Annotated in this window: 18 protein-coding genes and 1 tRNA gene; 7 read left to right on the top strand and 12 right to left on the bottom strand. The window is 41.1% G+C overall.

Features of this window, described 5'->3' with window-relative positions:
* Nucleotides 1-51: 51 nt before the first annotated feature.
* From NQT65_RS11955 to pepA, 3 genes are all read right to left on the bottom strand, one after another.
* Nucleotides 52-2,904, bottom strand: coding sequence for a valine--tRNA ligase (locus tag NQT65_RS11955; RefSeq protein WP_256851260.1), 2,853 nt, complete (start codon nt 2,902-2,904; stop codon nt 52-54).
* A gap of 55 nt (nt 2,905-2,959) precedes the next feature.
* Nucleotides 2,960-3,406 carry a DNA polymerase III subunit chi gene (locus NQT65_RS11950; RefSeq protein ID WP_004588472.1) on the bottom strand — a complete coding sequence of 149 codons (447 nt, stop codon included), beginning with the start codon at nt 3,404-3,406 and terminating at the stop codon, nt 2,960-2,962.
* Nucleotides 3,407-3,675: 269 nt separating this feature from the next.
* Nucleotides 3,676-5,187, bottom strand: coding sequence for a leucyl aminopeptidase (gene pepA / locus NQT65_RS11945; protein WP_029772475.1), 1,512 nt, complete (start codon nt 5,185-5,187; stop codon nt 3,676-3,678).
* Between the two features lie 308 nt (nt 5,188-5,495).
* Here pepA and lptF point away from each other — a divergent pair, with 308 nt between their 5' ends.
* Together lptF and lptG are read left to right on the top strand one after the other, a co-directional pair.
* Nucleotides 5,496-6,608, top strand: a complete 1,113-nt coding sequence (lptF, locus tag NQT65_RS11940) for an LPS export ABC transporter permease LptF (RefSeq protein WP_024031637.1) — start codon at nt 5,496-5,498, stop codon at nt 6,606-6,608.
* The gene (lptG, locus tag NQT65_RS11935) at nt 6,605-7,672 is read left to right on the top strand and encodes an LPS export ABC transporter permease LptG (RefSeq protein WP_031289389.1); all 1,068 of its coding nucleotides are present in this window, start codon (nt 6,605-6,607) and stop codon (nt 7,670-7,672) included. The genes lptF and lptG overlap by 4 nt, the downstream gene beginning before the upstream one ends.
* A gap of 299 nt (nt 7,673-7,971) precedes the next feature.
* On the opposite strand, the gene NQT65_RS11930 is transcribed toward lptG, so the two are convergent.
* On the bottom strand, nt 7,972-8,472 hold the full coding sequence (locus NQT65_RS11930) for an RDD family protein (RefSeq protein ID WP_029771767.1): 501 nt from the start codon (nt 8,470-8,472) through the stop codon (nt 7,972-7,974).
* Nucleotides 8,473-8,778: 306 nt separating this feature from the next.
* Here NQT65_RS11930 and NQT65_RS11925 point away from each other — a divergent pair.
* Both NQT65_RS11925 and NQT65_RS11920 read left to right on the top strand, forming a co-directional pair.
* Nucleotides 8,779-8,863: transfer RNA gene (locus NQT65_RS11925), tRNA-Leu, on the top strand.
* Between the two features lie 158 nt (nt 8,864-9,021).
* Nucleotides 9,022-9,384, top strand: a complete 363-nt coding sequence (locus NQT65_RS11920) for a hypothetical protein (RefSeq protein ID WP_126006055.1) — start codon at nt 9,022-9,024, stop codon at nt 9,382-9,384.
* An 80-nt stretch (nt 9,385-9,464) separates the two neighbouring features.
* On the opposite strand, the gene NQT65_RS11915 is transcribed toward NQT65_RS11920, so the two are convergent.
* The 8 genes from NQT65_RS11915 to NQT65_RS11880 all read right to left on the bottom strand — a co-directional run bounded on the left by NQT65_RS11915 (nt 9,465) and on the right by NQT65_RS11880 (nt 17,325).
* A complete protein-coding gene (locus NQT65_RS11915; RefSeq protein ID WP_256851259.1) occupies nt 9,465-9,617 on the bottom strand; it encodes a hypothetical protein in 153 nt (50 codons plus the stop codon).
* A gap of 19 nt (nt 9,618-9,636) precedes the next feature.
* Nucleotides 9,637-10,236, bottom strand: a complete 600-nt coding sequence (locus tag NQT65_RS11910; RefSeq protein ID WP_256851258.1) for a polysaccharide deacetylase family protein — start codon at nt 10,234-10,236, stop codon at nt 9,637-9,639.
* Nucleotides 10,236-10,952 (bottom strand): GDSL-type esterase/lipase family protein, encoded by a 717-nt coding sequence (locus NQT65_RS11905; RefSeq protein WP_256851257.1) that lies wholly within the window; start codon nt 10,950-10,952, stop codon nt 10,236-10,238. Before NQT65_RS11905 ends, NQT65_RS11910 begins: the two co-directional genes overlap by 1 nt.
* A 78-nt stretch (nt 10,953-11,030) precedes the next feature.
* Nucleotides 11,031-11,324, bottom strand: coding sequence for a hypothetical protein (locus NQT65_RS11900; RefSeq protein WP_138577629.1), 294 nt, complete (start codon nt 11,322-11,324; stop codon nt 11,031-11,033).
* Nucleotides 11,324-11,791, bottom strand: coding sequence for a DUF4405 domain-containing protein (locus NQT65_RS11895; protein ID WP_126006063.1), 468 nt, complete (start codon nt 11,789-11,791; stop codon nt 11,324-11,326). Before NQT65_RS11895 ends, NQT65_RS11900 begins: the two co-directional genes overlap by 1 nt.
* A gap of 323 nt (nt 11,792-12,114) precedes the next feature.
* Nucleotides 12,115-14,070 carry a TonB-dependent receptor domain-containing protein gene (locus NQT65_RS11890; RefSeq protein WP_256851256.1) on the bottom strand — a complete coding sequence of 652 codons (1,956 nt, stop codon included), beginning with the start codon at nt 14,068-14,070 and terminating at the stop codon, nt 12,115-12,117.
* Nucleotides 14,071-14,178: 108 nt separating this feature from the next.
* Nucleotides 14,179-15,093 (bottom strand): LysR family transcriptional regulator, encoded by a 915-nt coding sequence (locus NQT65_RS11885; protein ID WP_024031645.1) that lies wholly within the window; start codon nt 15,091-15,093, stop codon nt 14,179-14,181.
* A 162-nt stretch (nt 15,094-15,255) separates the two neighbouring features.
* On the bottom strand, nt 15,256-17,325 hold the full coding sequence (locus tag NQT65_RS11880; RefSeq protein WP_024031646.1) for a bifunctional 2',3'-cyclic-nucleotide 2'-phosphodiesterase/3'-nucleotidase: 2,070 nt from the start codon (nt 17,323-17,325) through the stop codon (nt 15,256-15,258).
* A 259-nt stretch (nt 17,326-17,584) separates the two neighbouring features.
* Here NQT65_RS11880 and NQT65_RS11875 point away from each other — a divergent pair, with 259 nt between their 5' ends.
* The 3 genes from NQT65_RS11875 to NQT65_RS11865 all read left to right on the top strand — a co-directional run bounded on the left by NQT65_RS11875 (nt 17,585) and on the right by NQT65_RS11865 (nt 20,033).
* On the top strand, nt 17,585-18,874 hold the full coding sequence (locus NQT65_RS11875; protein WP_054983526.1) for a M20 family metallopeptidase: 1,290 nt from the start codon (nt 17,585-17,587) through the stop codon (nt 18,872-18,874).
* 103 nt (nt 18,875-18,977) lie between these two features.
* Complete coding sequence (locus tag NQT65_RS11870; RefSeq protein WP_256846686.1) at nt 18,978-19,589, top strand: TetR/AcrR family transcriptional regulator; 612 nt, start codon at nt 18,978-18,980, stop codon at nt 19,587-19,589.
* A gap of 30 nt (nt 19,590-19,619) precedes the next feature.
* Nucleotides 19,620-20,033 (top strand): GFA family protein, encoded by a 414-nt coding sequence (locus NQT65_RS11865; protein WP_256851255.1) that lies wholly within the window; start codon nt 19,620-19,622, stop codon nt 20,031-20,033.
* The last annotated feature ends 335 nt before the right edge of the window (nt 20,034-20,368 follow it).

Genomic DNA, 20,368 nt, shown 5'->3' with positions numbered 1-20,368 from the left:
AGTGAGCGGCTTTTTTAATGCCTGCTAAATTGCTTTAGCAGGCAACTAAAATTATAAGCTTTCTATTTTAGTTTTTTGCTCAAGTAGCTTGGTTTTAGCATCAGTGAATTCAGCAAGCTTCGCGTTCTCTTTTGCAAGTACGGCTTCTGGTGCGTTATTTACAAACTTTTCGTTAGCCAGCTTGTTTTGCACTTGGGCTAGGCCTTTTTCTGCTTTTTCGAGTTGCTTGTTTATACGTGCAAGCTCTGCTTCAACATCAATTAAGCCCGCCATGGGGATCATAATTTCAAGGTTGCCAACATAGGATGTTGCACACGCTGGTGCATCGTCTTTGTTTTCAAGCAGGGTGAACGATTCAAGTTTAGCAAGCGAGGCAATAAATGACTCGTTCTCGTTAATGCGGCGCACATCATCGCTTGATGCGTTAGCTAGTAACACGTTAAGTGGCTTACTTGGGCTAATGTCCATCTCACCACGAATAACACGAATTGCTAAAATAAACTGTTTAACCCACTCTAAGTCGTCCATAGCTTGGGCATCAACGTTTGCTTCATTATAAACAGGGAAGCCCTGTACCATGATGCTGGTGCCTTTAGTTTCAAGCCCTGCAAGTGGTGCAACGCGCTGCCAAATAGTTTCGGTAATGTATGGCATCATTGGGTGCATTAAGCGCAGTAGGCTTTCTAGTACCGTAATGAGTGTATTACGTGTACCACGTTGCTGTGCTTCATTGCCTTTAAATAATACCGGCTTAGTCAGCTCTAAGTACCAATCACAGAACTGGTTCCAAGTGAATTCGTAAAGCGTGTTAGCCGCTAAATCAAAGCGGTAGTTATCAAGATGTTCAGTGTAGGTTTTAACCGTTGCTTCAAACTGACCTAATATCCAACGATCGGCTAATGAGAACTCTTTTTGTGCATCGTTGAAGCCACAATCTTGCTCTTCTGTGTTCATTAATACGTAACGGCTCGCGTTCCATAGTTTATTACAGAAGTTACGGTAACCTTCTAGGCGGTTCATATCCCAGTTGATATCACGGCCGGTTGATGCCATTGCTGCAAGGGTAAAGCGAAGCGCATCGGTACCGTGTGCCTCAATACCATTTGCAAATACTTTGCGCGTGTCTTTTTCAATTTTTGCAGCAAGTTTAGGCTGCATCATGTTACCGGTACGCTTTTGTACTAAATCTTCAAGCTCGATGCCGTCAATCATATCTAGTGGGTCAAGTACGTTACCTTTTGACTTAGACATTTTATCGCCGTTGTCATCACGTATTAGGCCAGTAACATACACTGTTTTAAACGGCACTTGTGGCTTACCATTTTCATCTTTTATAAAGTGCAGCGTCATCATGATCATACGCGCAACCCAGAAGAAAATAATATCAAAGCCCGTTACTAACACGTCAGACGGGTGGAAGGTTTTTAAATCATCCGTGTTCTCTGGCCAACCTTGCGTTGAGAACGTCCAAAGCGCAGATGAGAACCAGGTATCAAGTACGTCTTCGTCTTGGCTTAGCGTAACATCATCGGCAATGTTGTTGTCGCGGCGTACTTCAGCTTCATCACGGCCAACGTAAACGTTGCCTTCGCTGTCGTACCAAGCCGGAATACGGTGACCCCACCAAAGCTGGCGTGAAATACACCAATCTTGTACGTCGTTCATCCACGAGAAGTACATGTTCTCGTACTGTTTAGGCACAAACTGAATGTCGCCATTTTTAACAGCATCTTTTGCAGGTTCTGCAAGTGGCGCAACACGTACATACCATTGGTCGGTAAGTAGTGGCTCAATGACCACACCAGAGCGGTCGCCGTAAGGTACAGTTAACGCATGGTCTTCGATTTTTTCGAGTAAACCAAGTTCTTCAAATTCTGCGATAATCGCTTTACGCGCAGCAAAACGGTCTAGGCCGTGTAAGCGCTCAGGAATTGGCGCATCAAACTCAAGTTCTTTACCGTCAAAGGTGTATGTTTCACCTTGGCTTAGAATAGCTGCGTTTTTATCGAAAATATTGATCATTGGCATTTTATGACGCTTGCCAACTTCGTTATCGTTAAAGTCGTGTGCAGGGGTGATTTTTACACAACCCGTGCCTTTGTCTTTATCAGCGTGTTCATCTGCAACAATTGTGATACGACGATTTACGATTGGCAGTAAAATCTCTTTACCAATTAAATCTGTGTAGCGCTCGTCATCTGGATTAACCGCAACACCTGAGTCACCTAGCATGGTTTCTGGGCGTGTTGTTGCTACGACAATGTAGTCTTTGCCGTCTTGTGTTTTAACGCCATCAGCAAGTGGGTAGCGCAGATTCCACATGTGGCCTTGTTTGTCTTTGTTTTCAACTTCAAGGTCTGAAATAGCGGTGTGTAATTTTGGATCCCAGTTTACTAGGCGCTTACCGCGGTAAATTAGGTTTTCTTTGTGAAGACGTACAAAGACTTCTTTAACCGCTTCAGATAAGCCATCGTCCATCGTAAAGCGTTCACGGTCCCAATCAACCGATGCGCCAAGACGGCGAAGCTGTTTAGTGATAGTACCGCCAGATTCGTTTTTCCATTCCCAAATTTTATTAATAAAATCTTCGCGGCCTAAATCGTGACGTGTTTTACCTTCTTCAGCGTGTAGTTTACGCTCAACCAACATTTGCGTTGCAATACCCGCGTGGTCAGTACCTACTTGCCATAATGTGTTGTTACCTTGCATACGCTTAAAACGCGTAAGGGTATCCATTATTGTATCTTGGAAGGCGTGGCCCATGTGCAAGCTACCGGTGACATTTGGCGGCGGGATCATGATCGAATACGGTACGCCTTGGCCAGATGGCTTAAAGTAGCCTTTTTGTTCCCAGTCTTGGTATAGCGACTGTTCAATATCTTGCGGATTGTAGGTTTTATCCATTACACAGAACCTTAAATAAGTACTTAAATTAGTTGGTTAGCTTTATCCTAAACGGCTAGCTATTAATCTCTTGCGTGCTGATATTGGCACCAAGTTGGCGCAGCTTTTTAAAGCGCTCACGAGCGGCTTGTTTAGCTACAGACTCTACTGGTACAAAATCAAAAACTTGGCTAAAACGCCTAATAAAATCAGGCAGGTTAGTAGCTAAGTTAATTAAAACGTTACGTTTGCCAACAGGAGGCGTGGTGCCTATTTCTACTGGTGCGCCGGCTTTAGGGCCTTCGCCTTGCAGGTTATGCGGCACAAAACTGTCGGGATCAAATGCCCAAATGGTTTCGTCAATGGCATAGGCGGTGTGTTCGTTATCTACAAAAATAAATACACGATGCCCTAATCGATACTGCTCTGCGGCAATTTGAGCTGCTAAAGCAAAATGATCATCAGCCTGCGCTTTAGATTCATCTTGTTGCTTTAGAACGAAAAATTGAGCATTCATGTTCATTGTATCGGGGTTTCCCATGACATTGAATGTGCACATAGTTGATACACATAAATTAAGAGGCAGATTTTGCCATATAACGGGGTTTGCTTCAATTAATACACAGATAATTACAGCAATAAAAAAGGCGCCAAATGGCGCCTTAATACAAGTTAAATAACCTAAGTTCTGGTTAAAATATTTTTGCCTTATGGCAAATAAATTTAATGCTGTTAGCGCTAAAAATACCTGCTGAGTGGCTTTTCTAAATAAGGCTCAGGTTAATTAGGCTATTAGTCGTGCGTAGCTTCGCTTACACCCGCTCGGTTTAATAAATACTGAGTAAGCATAGGAACAGGGCGACCCGTTGCGCCTTTTTTAGCGCCACTGCGCCACGCGGTACCGGCTACGTCTAAGTGAGCCCAGTTATACTTTTTAGTAAACTTAGATAAGAAACACGCTGCGGTAATAGTACCAGCAGAGCGCCCACCTAAGTTTGTAAAATCGGCAAATGGGCTATCGAGTTGATCTTGATAGTCATCCCACAGTGGTAACTGCCATGCACGGTCGCCACTTTGCTCCGACGCTTTTAATAAATCATGCGCAAGTGGGTTGTGGTTTGACAGTAAACCTGTTGCGTGTGCACCAAGGGCAACAATACATGCGCCTGTTAGTGTTGCTACGTCAATTACTGTATCTGGGTCAAAACGCTCAACGTAAGTTAACGCATCACATAATACTAATCGGCCTTCGGCATCAGTATTAAGCACTTCAACGGTTTGCCCCGACATTGTTGTTAAAATATCGCCAGGGCGATACGCGTTAGAGCTTGGCATGTTTTCACAGCCGGCTAAAACACCAATTACGTTAATAGGTAGCTGCATTTGTGCCAGTGCGCGCATAGCGCCAATTACACCGGCTGCGCCGCCCATGTCGTATTTCATTTCATCCATGGCTTCGCCTGGCTTAATTGAAATACCGCCTGAGTCAAACGTTAAACCTTTACCTACTAGCACAATAGGCGCTTGCTCATCGCTTGCACCTTTGTAGTTAATAACCGACATAACCGATTCGTTATCACTGCCGCGACCAACTGCTAAGTACGAGTTCATACCTAGTTCGGCCATTTTTTCTTCGCCAATAATATCAACGGTGATGTTGTCAAAATTGCTAGCCAGCTCTTGCGCTTGTTCGCCTAAATAAGCAGGGTTACAAATATTAGGTGGCATGTTGGCTACGTCTTTACATAGCTTACTACCTGCGGCAATGGCTAAGCCATGCTCAATGGCGCTTTCACCAATGGTCAGCTCGCGACGTGTTGGTACGTTAAACACAATTTTACGAAGTGGACGACGAGGGTCTACTTTTTTGCTTTTTAGCTGGTTAAATGTGTATAGGCAATCTTGTGTTGTTTCTACCGCTTGGCGAACTTTCCAGTAGGTATCACGACCTTTAACGTGTTGCTCTGTTAAAAAGCACACCGCTTCCATTGAGCCGGTTTCGTTTAAGGTATTAATTGTTTTAGAAATTATTTGCTTATATTGCTTATCATCAAGCTCACGCTCTTTACCACAGCCAACAAGCAATACGCGCTCGCTTAAAACGTTAGGTACATGATGCAATAATAACACTTGCCCCGGCTTACCTTCTAGGTCGCCACGGCGTAGTAAATTTGAGATATAACCATCGCTGATTTTATCGAGTTGTTCACCAATGGGGGATAACCTACGTGGTTCGTAAACGCCAACGACAATACACGCGCTGCGTTGTTTTTCTGGGCTACCACTTTTTACGTTAAATTCCATTGTTACTCCTGGTTGTGAGTCATATACGTTATTAATTGGGGCTAAAAAAATAAAATCTAGTCTTCGCTACGTAACTTATGTAGGGATAATCTTAATTTTAGCTGATTTTTTCTGACTCTTACTGTGTAATTGAACTTTATATGTTTAAGGGCTACTAATGCAACAATATATCGTGCACTTAGGTAGGATAATTAATTTTGTTAGCTTATAATAACGACTTATTTACCAGATAAAACTGGGTAAAATAGCTACTTTATTATCAAATTATCACTATTGTAGTGAAATTCTATGTTTAACAGGGGCGAGCATTGCTTATTTTTCGTTATTTGACCGCTGAGGTTTTAAAATCGCAGGTCGCCGTATTTTTAACTTTAATGACCATTTTTGTGTCACAAAAGTTTGTGGTTATTTTAGGAGATGCCTCTGAAGGAAGCATTCCTGCCAAATTAGTATTATCGATGATTGCGCTTAAACTGCCGCAATTAGCTTCGCTGATCCTGCCATTGAGTATATTTTTGGGCATTATTTTAGCCTACAGCCGCATTTACGCCGACAGCGAAATGACCGTTCTTAAAGCCTGCGGGGTGAGTGAGTGGTATGTGGTACGCGTTACTTTAATTTCGAGTGTGGGTTTGGCTATATTAGCAGCCTCTCTCACCATGTACCTTGCGCCGTGGGCGAGTGAGCAAGAGTACCAATTAAAAGAGCAAGCTAAAGCCGATGCGGGTTTATCTGCGTTAAGGGCTGGGCGGTTTCAACAAACCGGTAATGAAAAAGCCGTGGTGTTTATTCATAACATTGAAAACGGTGGTAAAGAGCTAAACAAAGTATTTGTAGCGCAGCTGCCGGATACCGAAAAAGATGATCTTGCACGTTTAGTGTATGCCGAACAAGGTGTGGTGGTAGAGGCAATAAATGGCGAGCAACAATTAGTGCTAACCGATGGCAAACGCTACGAAACCGATGGCAAAACACCGGCCCTTAATTTAACGCAGTTTGATGGCTACAGCGTACAAATACGCGAGCAAGAAATAGAGCATCAGCGCCGTAAATTAGAAGCAATACCTACTAATCAATTATTGCCACTCAATACCTCTGAATCTATAGCCCAGTGGCAGTGGCGTATTGCAATACCGCTTTCTATTCCGTTACTAACGTTAATAGCAGTACCGCTAAGTGTGGTTAATCCGCGCCAAGGTAAGTTTGCTAAATTAGTGCCAGCCATTAGCTTGTACTTAGGTTATTTTATCTTACTCAATGCTGCAAAATTTGCCGTAGAAGATGGCAAAATACCGCCTTCAATTGGTTTGTGGTGGATTCACTTGAGCGCTTTATTTATAGGTAGTTTATTAATTATAAAAGGTCGCCCATTGGGCGCCTGGCTTAAAGCCGTTGTAACAAAACGGGAGTTAAGCGCATGATGAAAACACTCGATTGGTACTTAGGCCGCAGCATTTTACAAACCACCGGATTTGCTTTGTTGGTGCTAGTAGGAATTAGTACATTAATTAAGTTTATTGATCAGCTAAAGTCGGTTGGTCGTGGCAGTTACGATTTAATGACCGCAACGCTTTACACCTTTTACAGTATGCCGGGCGATTTAGTTATATTCTTCCCGATGGCCGCGCTTATTGGTGGCTTAACTGGCTTAGGTGCATTGGCTTCAAACAGTGAGCTGGTGGTAATGCAAGCTGCGGGTATGTCGCGCTTGCAAATTATAGGTTCGGTAATGAAAACCGCCGTGTTTATGGCTGTGTGTATGATGGCTCTTGGTGAGTGGGGCGCACCAGAGGCGCAACAGCACGCCAAAGAAATGCGTAATCAGGCAATTTATGGCGGCGATGTATTCAATGCACAAAAAGGCGTATGGGCTAAAGATGGCAACAATTTTATTAATATTGAAGATGTAGATCAAAACGGACGTTTAAACGGCGTGCACATGTATCAATTTGATAAGTCCCTCGATTTAACTCAAATAACCAAAGCTAAAGTGGCCATTGGTCGTGATGAAGGTTGGCTATTACGCGATGTAAATAAGGTTCATATTAGTGATGAGCAAATAAGCAGTGAACACATTGATGAAGAGTTTTACCCTTCGCAATTAACGGGCGAAAAGCTTGGTGTTGTATCGGTAAAGCCTGAGTCGCTTTCCTTTACAGGGCTTTGGTCGTACTTAGGGTATTTACAGCAAAATGAGCAAGATACCAGCACCTATGAGCTGGCCTTGTGGCGTAAGCTAATGCAGCCAGTGTCTGTTGCCGTAATGCTACTGGTTGCACTGTCGTTTATATTTGGCCCGTTACGTACCGTTACTATGGGTGCGCGTATCATTATGGGTGTAGTAACGGGAATTGTATTTCACTTAATAAATGAGATATTTGGCCCTGTGGTAATGGTTTATCAAATACCCGCTATTATAGGCGCGGTACTGCCCAGTATATTATTTATAGGCTTTGCTACGTACATGATGAATAAGCGGGTATAGCCGTTATAAGCGCTTATTTAATACTAAAAAAGGTGACCTATGGTCACCTTTTTTGTTTTTATAACGCGTTATTCAAAAACTAATACCAATCAGCTTAATTAAGTGATCAATTTTGAGGCTGGAAAAACCTGTTGATAGCTAGGCAAAAAAATCGCTATTTAGTTGCTCTCGGCAGTTGCTCCTGCATTGCTCTACCTTCTGCATCCATGCAGCCGTAAATGAGCATTTTTTAACGCAGGTAGCGACAAGTTAGCCCCGCAAAATAATTAAGTATTATTGCGCATTGGTATAAATGGGTATTAATCTAGCTCGCGGTAAATACGTTTGTTTTCTTCTTTTGTAAGAGTAATTACCTCAGTTTTTGAGACATAGTCTTGCAGCGCTTTTTTGTTTTTAAAGTCAATTAATACCACAAGATTACCTAAACCAAGCAGGGCGCTTAGGCTGCGAACAATAGACTGCGGCCAACTAATTAAGCTTCCTTCACTAGTTTGTACTTTTAAACGCCATGCGCGCATGCCAATAGTTTGCCCGCTTTTAGTCCAAAAATAGCCAAAAAATACTAAGGTAACAATAACAAGTAGGGCGCTTCGAATACTCGACAGCAGCAGTGACTCTTGAATAAGTGCCGATACATCTTCAGCACCATTTAAACTAATAACATCAAGTGAAATAAGCCCTTGTACGGCAAACAAATAGAGCACAACCGTTAACATAGCAAACGCAATAATAGCTAACGTATCATAAACTAACGACGCAAAACGACGCCAAAAACCAGCTCGTGGAAACTCACCCGACATAAATACACTCTCACTGTTAATATGCGCGCTAGTTTAGCAAAAAAGCTCACAAATACTAAGCGCTATAGTTCAGTGATATACCTTGGCGTTATTATTAGCTGTATTTAATACTTCAACCAGTAAACGACATTTTGCACAGGCTGTCTAAATGTTAAGCGGTTGATCAGGCCAATGTCATAAAACGCTTGCTGCCACCCCTATTGTTTGTATAATGCTTGGCATAGAGACGAAGGCACATAAATAATCCTTAGCTCTAAAGTGGTTTTTCTTTATCTTCTCGTGTTTAGAAGGTTAAAGAAAAATGACGCCAGCGTGATGAAATTGGTATACATGGGGGATTCAAAATCCCCTGCCGAAAGGCGTGCCGGTTCGAGCCCGGCCGCTGGTACCACTTTTTATGACCCTAACCAAATTGGTTAGGGTTTTTTTATGTCTGAAATTAATTTTTATTTTTGTTTTATGTGTATTTGTTCTTAATTATCAGATAGTAAGTTACGGCATTTAGTTGTAGCCCAAGAAATGGGCATTAAATGGAAAAAAGGAAAAGTAATGAAAAAGGTAGTTGGTTTATTAGTTGCAACAATGGCGCTCTCTGGTTGTACTCACCGCATTGGAGATTTTACCGTTGCTTCAACAAAAAATATGAATCACACAAATAGTAATCATAGAGTTGATTACAACGAGCGAGTAACAGGAAAGGATGTTAAACATACAGTATTGATTTTCCCTACAGGCAGAAGCAATATGAAAGAAGCTATGGATAACGCCATTGAAAAAGCACCTGCAGCAGTTGGTCTTTCAAATGTAACAGTAAAAATTATTGATTGGTACATACCACTTATTTACGGACAAAGATATTACGAGATTGAAGGGAACCCAATTTACGAAGTAAAAGAAGAAAAGGCTAATTGATAGCTAAATAAATTTTATATGCCATGATAATTTATCATGGCATTTTTATTTAGAGAGCAATAAATTTCGACTAATAAACCTTACTTATTCTCTAAAAACGCGATGAACTCTCCAGCCGATACATACCAAATATCATCTTTATTTGAGATTGTATGAATAAGCTGCTCGGCGTAATCCCAGTTATTATTTTTAGTGTTTTTATCAAATTCCCACGAATGGCCCCAAATCATCATTACAGTGAGCTTATTGCTTTTAAGCGCAATATAGTGCTCTATTAATGGCATTTTTTGAGTGGTGAACGGTTGGGTTCCATGCCATGTAGTTGGTAGGGAGCTCAAAATTAAGGGTGTCGTTTACTGTTCGGGCATTAGTAAAGCCCGCTTGCTTTACTAATTTCATAGCGGTTTTATCGTAAGAGCCTAAAGGGTATGCAAAAGAGTGTAAGGGGCTGCCTTTTATGGGCGATAAAATGTGCTTGTCGCGGGCTAATTGTAATTTTAATTCTGCTGTATCTAAGCCCGCAAAGCCCGGATGTAAGTAACTGTGGCTTGCTATTTCATGGCCTTTATAAAGTGTTTTTACTTCACTTTGCTTTATATATTCGCCTTCTTTACCGGTAAAGGCTTTCATCCAAGGTAGCTTTTTAGCAAATAAACCTGAGTTTAAGTTAAACGTACCAACAACCTGGTACTTATTAAATAGTTCCACAAGCTTTCTGTCTTGTATAACGCCATCGTCGTAGCTAAAAATAACAGCTTTAGTCGCGCCGTTAGGGTAGCTTTTTACAGGCGCTTTACTGGCTGCACACGTAAAGCTTGCCGCCATTAATATAGCAATTAATAAACTCTTCATTATAAAGTCTTCATTATGGGAGTTAATTGCTCAGCCCAAAAGGCGTAGCCTGCCTTGTTTAAATGGGTGCCATCGGTCGTGAGCGTTTCATTAAGCGTGCCTTGAGGGCCCAAGAATGCGGTGTGTAAGTCTATATAGGTAAAGTTTGCGTGCTCAATTGCTTTAATTTGTTGGTTAACCGTTTGCACCATTTGCGTTATAAAATCGCGATGATCGGGCAAAATACTTTGTACATAAATTTGTGTATTTGGGAGTGAGTCATTGAGCTGAGCCACTATTTTTTCGATATTGTTGCTCACCGACGCTAAGTCTTTAACTTGCTTTATATAATGGTAATTAAAAATATCGTTAACGCCAATTTTTAAAAATATAGCTTTAGGCGGGGCTGCTTTTAATTCGTTTAAACGCGCTAAAACACCGTAGGTCATATCGCCACTAATACCGCGGTTTCTTACGCGTAGGTCGTTAAACCGAATGCTCCAATTTAGCCCTTGCTCTGTAATGCTATCGCCAATAAATACAATATCGCCTTTGCGTAAAGGTTGTAGCTTAAAATGGGCTATACGCTCAGCATAGTGGTTTTTTAGCCATTGCGATTGAAAAGGAATTGCCTTTTCGGCATTAGCTTTAAAGCTTATTAATACAGCACCTATAATTAATGTGCCAAGTAGAAAAGTGATGTGTTGGAGTGTGTAATTACTTGGTTTATAACTCATAAAAACCTGCGCTTATAGACATACTAACTTAGCAATGTATCTATAAACGCCGGTTTTTGATACGTGTTGCATTCGTATTCAGACTTTGTTTTTAACCACCCTTTTTATTAAGCCTAAGAGTTTAGCAATCCCTAAAGTAAGTAGCATAGGTACGCCTATTAAAATAAGCTCTTTTACAAAGGGTAAAATGTACATCAAAATAGGGGCTATTTTCGGCTTTTCACCCTCAGCTGCACCGTGGGAGTATCCCTGTTGATTTATTTGTGCGGCCCAGTCGGTGAGCTCTAAACTAACCAGTAAAAGGCTCACTAAAACAGATACAACTAACACAATACTGGTGCGGGTTTTCCACTGTTGTTTTAGGTGCTTCATTATTTAGCCTCCTTGGCAAACATGCGTTTAGTCAGTTTTACTATCCAAGAAAAATTAAGCGCTAAATGCACACCCAACATGGGCATAATAAAGGTGGCTGAATCGTGATGTATTTTCGACCAAAAGTCTTGAATGTTTAAACTAATATTAAGTGCGGGTAGTAGAGCCACCGACACTAAAAAGCCGCTTACAAACACTAATAACATCATTAAATAAAGTAGGTAATCCCACACTATATTAAAGCGCTCACGTGCTGTTATATTGGCAAATAAACGGCCAAAACTGCGTGTTACCCAATCCCAATGTAGCAATAAATGTATAACAAAAGGGATAATAAAAAATAGGCTAAACCACTCGTGTAAAGGGATGCCAGTGGCTTGAGGTGCACTTACTAGCATAAAGCTAATAAGCAGTAAGGTGTCCATTACATAACGGAACTTTTGTAAGTTTTGTTTCCAATCAGACATTATTGACCCTGAAATAATTTATTTATAATACCCATCCGCATAATTAAGTGAACTATTTTGAGGATGGAAAAACGTGTTGATAGCAAGGCAAAAAATTCGCTATTTAGTTGTTCTCGGCAATTGCTTCTGCATTGCTCTATCTTCTGCATCCATGCAGTCGTAAATGAGAGTTTTTTAACGCAGATAGCGACACGTTTAGCCCCTAAAAATGATTAAGTATTATTGCGGATTGGTATGATTGACGCTATTTAAGGTACACCCCCCCTTAAACAGCAAAAGGCTCAATAAAATATTGAGCCTTAAATCATGAGCAAGTTATTAAATTAAAAAACGTAAGACGCGCTTAATTTAACATTACGACCCGCTTCGTAATCTTGCACTGTGTCGCTTGAGTATGAAGCGTGAGAGTAATACGTTTTATCAAAAATATTCTCAACACCTAAGGTCATGCTTAGTGCTTCAAGCTGGCTTGGTAGCCACTGCATGCTGATGTTATGAACCTGATAACCCACTTTATGAATATCAGCACCGCTTGATACTGAGTCATCAGTTCTGTTAACTAGGCTGGTCCAGTTAAATTTTAAGTCGTATTTTGGTACTTCGTAGCCAAGGTTTAGTGAAATGCTATCACCTACTTCATAACGCAGTTGCTCGCCTGTCTCTAGTTGTTCAGAGTCTGACTTAGAGTAACTTAAACGTGCACTAAATAGCGCTTTACGTAGTGAAAGCGTTGATTCAAAACCATCTATATCGTAATCACCCGAGTTTTCATAGGTACCAATTGGGCGACCTTTACCAATTGCCCAGTTGTCTATGTAATCTTCTATACGGGTTTTAAACAGGTTTAATGAAAAACCAAATGAGTCTAAGCCCATAATGTTTTGATCTTTAAAGGCAAAACCAATGGCGTTATTTACACCGGTTTCTGCTTTTAGGTCTTTATCAAAGTTAGTACTGTAATCAACGTAGCTTTCGCGCAGGCCAGGACCTTGAAACAGCTCTGTAGAGCTTGCGTTAACACTCCAGTTATCGTTAATTAGGTATTTAGCCGCTAAACCAAACGTTAACTCGTTCCACGATTTATCTAACGAATCGTTAGTACCGGCTGAGTACATATCTACTTTAAAGTAGTTGTAACGCACGCCAGGGGTTACAAATAACTGATCGGTTACAGCTATTTCGTCTTCAATATAAATAGCGTGAGAGTCGGCAGTGTCTTTATTGGTTTGTACGTGGTTTTCGATACGTTTTGAAACTTGCTCATACCCTTCGCCGCCGTAGCGTAATGTATGGTTAAAACCAGCAAGTGCAATTTTAGATGTTGCAAGGGCAGTGTAGCCCGTATGCTCAGAGTTGCCCTCAGTTCCTAGTGCAATATAGCTTAGCTCGTTGCGATAAACGCTAGCGCGTAGGGTAATGGCATCGCCTTTATCTAGCTCGTAGGCAAGTGAAGTGCTGGTACGTGTGTAGTCAATATCTTCTGTTTGCGCGTCTGTATCTTCAGCAAAGCCTGCACCAAAGTTGGTTTTTACGTAGTAATCGCCTTCATCGTTATATCTGTCGTATGAGAACACGAAACGGTTACTCTCGTTTACATCCCAGCCGAGCTTGAAGATGCCATCTACCGTGCGGCCTTCGTTACCTGTAACTTCTTTACCATTGCCGTTTTCAAAGTTATTTCTGTCGGTGTAGGTGTAGTAGGCAAGGGCGTCTATGTTGTCGGTTAGCTGACCATATACCGCAGCAGAGCCACCTGCGTAATCATTGGTACCTAAGTTTGTGTATAAGCGTGCCCCAAAATCTTCACCTGGCTCTAGTAAATCTTTAGCATCTTTGGTTTCAAAGGCTACACCACCAGAAAGGCCGCCAGTTAGCACTGAATTAGTCCCTACTTTTATATCTACTGCTTTTAAAATATCAGCATTAATAAGTAAGTTTCCTGAGTGGTGGAACATATTATTGTTTTGGCTAATACCATCAACAGTAATGTTGAGGTCTAAATCGTCAACACCACGAATATTAATACCTTGTACAATAGAGTGCGAGCCACCTACGTCAATACCAGCTTGGTCACGGAGTAAATCACTTAAATGGTTGGCTTGTTTTCTTTCAATATCGTCTTGTAATAGCGAGTCATTAGTAATTGTTGTGCCCCATACTTCAATGGTTTCTGAGGTATCGGGAGCTTGTTCCGCTAAGCTTATGAATGACATACCAGTACACAAAGTACCAATAACAACGTTAAGCGCGTGCTTATTAAATGGGAGCGTGTTTTTCATGGTGAGTATGTTTATCTAATTTTAATATTATTAAGAATGATTCGTATTAAACCGTTCACCGCCTTAAATGGCAATTTAAAATACATACCCTACATGAATAACAGTTATTTAAACTTCAAATACTTTATTTTTTACAAGCTCTCTAAACCATTGACATACAGGGTCATTATGGTGGCGTTGATGCCAGTATAAAGCCACTTGTGCATACTCTGAGCTAAGCTCTGGGGGCGGGGTTCTGGCAACTACGTCATGCTGTTGGCACACATCTGCAGCAAAATGATTGGGCACATAAAATATTAAATCAGTGTTTTCAGCAATGCTGCCAATACTGTAAAAGTTTTTTAAGCGTATTGGCGTCGCTATATTATCAATGCCTAGCGCGGCAAAATTTTGTGCAATAGTTAATGCTTTTTCGCCCTGAATTGATATTTGTCCAAAATTACAATCACGCAATAAATCAACGCTTAATTCTTGTTTAGCCAGCCTGTGGGAGCGAGCCATTACTAATTTAAACTCGCGCTCAAACAACGGTTGTTGATATAATTTACCCTCTGAATTAGCGGGCTTGTGGCCAGTAATCACAAAGTGCGTATCGCCTTTAAGCAAATCAGAAAACTGCGGCTTAGGCAGGGTGTCTATTTCAAGGGTGATATTAGGCGCTTGCTCGCGAACGTCTTTAATTATTGTTTTTATAAATAAATGCATTTGCGGCGGTAGGCCAAACAGTTTTATGGTGGCAGTGCTGGTTTTAGGGTCGAAGGTTTGCTTGTTAACCAGTGTTTCTACCATATTTAAAATAGAATTTAGGTCTTGCTGAATTGATTGCGCTTTTGGTGTTAGCTCATACCCTCCAGCCATTCTTATTAATAATTGATCGTCAAACAAGGAGCGCAATTTACTTAACGAGCGGCTTATAGAAGGTTGGCTCATGCCTAAAGTTAAGGCGGTATTGCTAATATGTTTTTCGTTTAAAAGCTGCTTTAAAATAATAAGAAGGTTTAGATCGAGCTGATTTAAATTCATAGTTAGGTTTGCAAGTTATCAGTATTTCAAGCCATTATCCTAGCACTTAAACCGAGCTTGGCGTAAATGTGTTTTTAATAAAAATAAGCCAGCACATCAAAATACACCGCAGTTAAAAAACAAAAACCAGCAATTAAGCTGGTTTTTGTAGGTTATGTGCGATTAGTTTTTTAAATCTATGGTGTATAGCGCAAAACCATTTTCGTCTGTTTTAAGTGGTGAGGTAGGCGCAACTGCAGGGAGTGTTTGTGCAATAGTAGCTACTTCATCAAGCGGTGATGTTCTAAACACAACGTTTAGCTCTGTGCTGGTGGTCACGGTGCTAAAGCGCCAGTTATTATCGGCCGAAGGGTCAATACTGCCTGTGCTACTTTTAGCGGCTTCGCTAATAATGTAGCTACGCAGCACACCGCGGTTTTCATCTGGGCCTTCAAATGTTTCACGGCTAGTACCATCAATCGCGGGGAAATTACCGCCGCCCGATGCACGATAGTTATTAGTTACAATTAAAAACTCTGCTTCTAAATCTATCGCTTCACCTTGGTATTGCAAGTTAGTAATGCGCGAATTGTTTTCACTTATTAATACGCCATCGTTGTCGTATCGTTTTGGCTGAGTGACGTCAATTTCAAAGGTAACGCCGTCAATAATATCAAAGTTAAAAGTAGGAAAAGTGGTATCGAGTAGGTTTTGCTCAGCGCTGCTGTTTACATCAATCTGATTAAACTGACCCGCAGAGCGTTCAAGCCACTCTTTAACATCGCTACCTGTTACTTTTACCATACGAATAGTGTTTGGAAACACATACAAACTAACGGTATCTAGTAAGGTAATATCGCCTGCTTTTACATTGGTATAATCTTCAATACCATTGCGGCCAGCTCTAAAAGGGGCTGCTGCCGAAAGCACGGGTAAGCCATCAAGCTCAGTGCCTTGAATAAATGCTTTACCCCACGCTATTTGTGCATCTGATACTATTTGAATTGACGGATCGTCTTGCACCAAAGCAAAAAAGCTATAAATAGGGTTTGAAATTTCAGCAAATGGTTCGCTCACCCAATCAATCGTTGCTTGGTGTTCAAGCTCAATTGCGGCAGCTACATCGGTATCTACAGCAGCTAAATCAACAAAGTCGCCGTTTTCATCTGTACCACTAATGGCGCGGGTTTCTACTTTTGAGCTGGTTACTTCCCAGCCGCCTTCATCGTTTGGCTCAACAATTAAATCAATAACCCCTAAGTTATTGCCAAAAAAGCCAGGCATAACAGCCGGTACGCCATTAAGTTTACCGTTTACGTTATCAATACCCGCCGATTCATAGCCATCGTACGACGAATCACCCGGAAACAAACGGTGGTTATGACCAAACAATATGGCATCTACGTCATCTACTTTAGACAGGTAAAGGGCCGTATTTTCAGCGAGGTCTTCTTGGGCGCTGGCTGTTAACCCAGAGTGCGGAATGGCAATAATAATATCGGCACCTTGTGCTTTCATTTGTGGAATGAACTTTTCAGCAGTAGCAACAATATCTTTAGCAATGACCTTACCTTGTAAGTGCGCGCTATCCCATTGCATAATTTGCGGTGGGGTAAGGCCTAAGTAACCAATTTTAATTGTTTGTTCGTTGCCGTTTATATCAAATACGGTTTTATCTTGAAGGTAGTACGGGGTGTAACGGTTTTCATCGTTGCTGTCGTCATCATCACCATCATCAACGTATACATTGGCATTAATATACGGGAAGTCGGCACCACTTAATGTGGCATCTAAAAACTCTAAGCCAAAGTTAAATTCATGGTTTCCTAAGTTAGCAACATCGTAATCAAGCAAGTTCATTGCTTTAAAGGCCACATGGGTTGCGCCATTTAAAATATCGTCTTTACGTACAATCGCTTCGTAATCGCCAAGCGGGCTGTTTTGAATTAAATCACCATTATCAACAAGTACACTGTTTTGCACTTCATTGCGGGCTTCTTTTATAAGGGTGGCGGTGTTAACAAACCCTAAGGTTTCTGAGGGGGCTTGTGCAAAGTAATCGTAGTTAGATAAATACATGTGTATGTCGGTTGTTTCCATTACGCGCAAAGTAACCGGTGCAGGCTCTGGTGTTTCTACAACGACAGGGTCGTTATTATCGTCATCATCAATGTCGCAGCCACTCAATGCGAGTGCAATAGTCAGTGCCAATGTTGATTTTAAAACGTGCTTTTTAGCGATTCGATTTTTCATGGTCATTCCGTGTAATTTAAAAAGAGTACAGTAAAAAAGATTTATTAAAGTATGATGAATTAAAATGTGAATCCATATTTACATTTTTAGATGGTGCTATTACAGTAAACAGTGTTTTAGTATTACTTTCAAACTTGTACGCCTTAGCGCTCGTAGTAAAAAAATAAATTTAAAAATGGTGTAGGCTATAACTTAACAGCACTTTTCGATAACACTAAATCGGTTGTTGGGCTTCATTAAAATAATAAAGGAAATCAGGATGAAAAAATCACTACTTTCAGTGGCATTAGGTTTTGCTGCACTTGGTGCGTTTAACGCACAGGCGAACCTTGATCAACACGTTAAAAATGTAGAGCAACAGGTAATTGAATGGCGACGCGACTTTCACCAAAACCCAGAACTTGGTAATCGCGAAACGCGTACCGCAGGCATTGTGGCTAAACATTTAAAGTCGTTAGGTATGCAAGTACAAACCGATATTGCTTACACTGGTGTTGTTGGTATTTTAAAAGGCGCAAAGCCTGGCCCTACAGTAATGCTACGCGCCGATATGGATGCGCTACCGGTAACAGAAAAAACAGATGTGCCATTTAAATCAACCAAAACCACAAATTTCCGTGGCGTTGATGTAGGCATAATGCATGCTTGTGGCCACGACACGCACGTAGCTATGCTAATGGGCGCAGCCGAAGTATTAGCAAATATGAAAGATGAATTGCATGGCAACATCATGTTTGTGTTTCAGCCTGCTGAAGAGGGCGCACCTTTAGGCGAAGAGGGCGGTGCAGAACTAATGCTTAAAGAAGGTATATTTAAAAAATATAAACCTGACGTAGCCTTTGGTCTACATATTACATCGAGCCTACATACGGGGAAAATTGGCTATCGAAGTGGGCCGTTTATGGCCAGTGCCGATCGCTTTGAAATAACTGTACACGGTCGCCAAGCCCATGGCTCAGCACCGTGGACAGGCGTTGACCCTATTGCTGCCGCTGCGCAAATTGTAACGGGCGTTAACCATATTGTTAGCCGCCAAGTAAATATAACCAAAGAGCCTGCTATTGTGTCGTTTGGTAAAATAGCGGGTGGTGTGCGTAATAATATTATTCCTGAAGAAGTTGAAATGGTTGGCACTATTCGTAATTTTGATATGGATAATCGTGCGCAAATCTTTGAAAATATTAAAACAACCGCTACACATATTGCTAAATCATCGGGGGCAACGGCCGATGTGCATATTCACGAAGGTTACCCGGTAACGGTTAATAACCCTGAACTTACTGCGCAAATGTTACCTAGCCTTGAAAAAGCAGCCGGTAAACAAAACGTGCAAGAAATGGGTAAAATAACCGGCGCAGAAGACTTTTCGTTTTATGCCCTAGAAATACCGAGTGTATTTGTATTTTTAGGTGGTACGCCTGACGATCAAGACTTAAAAACGGTAGCAAGTAACCACTCACCTTATTTTTACGCCGATGAGTCATCGTTTAAAGTGGGTACCAAAGCGCTTAGCCAATTAGCGGTAGATTATTTAAATAGCCAAAAATAACGACATAACTACCCAGCGAGTAATGTAATTGCTGGCTGGGTATTGTTGTTTATATTAACAAGCTGCACAGTACGTGCGCTTACAACTCAACATGTTTGAATTTATGTCTGAACCCCCTTTTTTGGCGCCTAAGCAACAACGCAGCCAACAAACCCAAGAAAAACTAGTAAAAGCGCTGCACCACAGTTTAAAAAGTAAGTTTTTTGAGCACATAAGTATAAAAGAGCTGGCCGATTACGCCGAGGTGTCGGTAGGTACGTTTTACCGTCGCTTTAAAAATAAAGAGTCGTTGCTGCCCATGTTGTATCAAGACTTTGGTATTGCATTAGATAACTGGGTAAGTGAGCTTGAGGCGCAGCACTATAAAAACTTAGACGATGTAGTTAACACTTTATGCCATAAAACCTATGTGTTTTTATCATCACAGCAGGGGGTATTTAGAACCCTGCATTTAAATTCGCGTTTACACAGCGAGTTATTAGGCAGTGATAAACACATAAACAGGCGAGTAATTTATCAGCGGTTAGCGCAATTAATTAGCCAAACAGATACCAAAGTGAGCGAAGCAGCGGCAGGTACGGCGGTATTTTTAATTGTCAGTTCATTGCTTGATAAAGTGCTGTATCACGATTTAACCCCTGCGATAGCCTGTGATTTATCGGCGCAGCAATACGCGCAAGAACTACCTAAAATTATTTTAGCTTATTTAGGTTAAGCACCTTTAAACATGCTCAAGGAGAGTAAAATGAAAATTACTGGAAGCTGCTATTGTGGTGAAATTAAATACCAAGCTCAGTCGCAAAATAATAACGTACTTGTATGTCATTGTAGCGATTACCAACGCATGTCGAGTGGGCCATTTAGAGCGGTAATTATGGCTGAGCCAAACTCGGTGGTATTTACTAAAGGCGAGCCAAAAGAGTATGTTAAAACAGCACAAAGCGGTAATAAACGCGCACAAGGTTTTTGTGGTACGTGCGGCACTACACTTTACGCAACGAACGAAGCAAAAGCCGATAGAGTGTATGGCCTGCGCATAGGGGCAGTTGATCAGCGTGATGAATTTACCCCAGCTGCGCAAATTTGGTCGCAATCAACGCTTACATGGCTAAACGATTTACACCAAGTGCCGGCTTTTGAAACTACGCCTCAATCATAAGCGTAATGGGCGCTGAGTATATAAAACAACTTATTAGCCATGCCTTGCTAGTGGGAGAGTCCCACTAGCAGCTATTTTAATTACCCTTCCTTTTGTATTCTTCTTTATATTTAAATCTGTTTATTGTTGCTTTAGAGCGTTTTTTAACGCGAGTGATTAAGTATTTATGAGCTAAAGCGCTTGTGAATTATTTTCATATTTTATTGAAATATATGCCTATGCCCTCCTTTATAAAAACACATTTCCACTTTTTTAAAATATAAGTTTTTGATATTTATAAATATATATTTAATTTTTAGCTGTACCTATTTGGCTTGTTATTTGCTGATAAATTC

It is taken from the genome of Pseudoalteromonas agarivorans, from assembly GCF_024518735.1.
Classification (GTDB): domain Bacteria; phylum Pseudomonadota; class Gammaproteobacteria; order Enterobacterales; family Alteromonadaceae; genus Pseudoalteromonas; species Pseudoalteromonas atlantica.
The sequence above is the reverse complement of the archived record's forward strand: the minus strand, read 5'-3'. Positions and strand labels throughout refer to the sequence as shown.

Bases quoted from the DNA above. Each gene is read 5' to 3' on its own strand.
- NQT65_RS11955 (WP_256851260.1), bottom strand. From the start codon at position 2,904: ATGGATAAAACCTACAATCCGCAAGATATTGAACAGTCGCTATACCAA.
- NQT65_RS11950 (WP_004588472.1), bottom strand. From the start codon at position 3,406: ATGAACATGAATGCTCAATTTTTCGTTCTAAAGCAACAAGATGAATCT.
- pepA (WP_029772475.1), bottom strand. From the start codon at position 5,187: ATGGAATTTAACGTAAAAAGTGGTAGCCCAGAAAAACAACGCAGCGCG.
- lptG (WP_031289389.1), top strand. From the start codon at position 6,605: ATGATGAAAACACTCGATTGGTACTTAGGCCGCAGCATTTTACAAACC.
- NQT65_RS11930 (WP_029771767.1), bottom strand. From the start codon at position 8,472: ATGTCGGGTGAGTTTCCACGAGCTGGTTTTTGGCGTCGTTTTGCGTCG.
- NQT65_RS11920 (WP_126006055.1), top strand. From the start codon at position 9,022: ATGAAAAAGGTAGTTGGTTTATTAGTTGCAACAATGGCGCTCTCTGGT.
- NQT65_RS11915 (WP_256851259.1), bottom strand. From the start codon at position 9,617: ATGATGATTTGGGGCCATTCGTGGGAATTTGATAAAAACACTAAAAAT.
- NQT65_RS11910 (WP_256851258.1), bottom strand. From the start codon at position 10,236: ATGAAGAGTTTATTAATTGCTATATTAATGGCGGCAAGCTTTACGTGT.
- NQT65_RS11905 (WP_256851257.1), bottom strand. From the start codon at position 10,952: ATGAGTTATAAACCAAGTAATTACACACTCCAACACATCACTTTTCTA.
- NQT65_RS11900 (WP_138577629.1), bottom strand. From the start codon at position 11,324: ATGAAGCACCTAAAACAACAGTGGAAAACCCGCACCAGTATTGTGTTA.
- NQT65_RS11895 (WP_126006063.1), bottom strand. From the start codon at position 11,791: ATGTCTGATTGGAAACAAAACTTACAAAAGTTCCGTTATGTAATGGAC.
- NQT65_RS11890 (WP_256851256.1), bottom strand. From the start codon at position 14,070: ATGAAAAACACGCTCCCATTTAATAAGCACGCGCTTAACGTTGTTATT.
- NQT65_RS11885 (WP_024031645.1), bottom strand. From the start codon at position 15,093: ATGAATTTAAATCAGCTCGATCTAAACCTTCTTATTATTTTAAAGCAG.
- NQT65_RS11880 (WP_024031646.1), bottom strand. From the start codon at position 17,325: ATGAAAAATCGAATCGCTAAAAAGCACGTTTTAAAATCAACATTGGCA.
- NQT65_RS11875 (WP_054983526.1), top strand. From the start codon at position 17,585: ATGAAAAAATCACTACTTTCAGTGGCATTAGGTTTTGCTGCACTTGGT.
- NQT65_RS11870 (WP_256846686.1), top strand. From the start codon at position 18,978: ATGTCTGAACCCCCTTTTTTGGCGCCTAAGCAACAACGCAGCCAACAA.
- NQT65_RS11865 (WP_256851255.1), top strand. From the start codon at position 19,620: ATGAAAATTACTGGAAGCTGCTATTGTGGTGAAATTAAATACCAAGCT.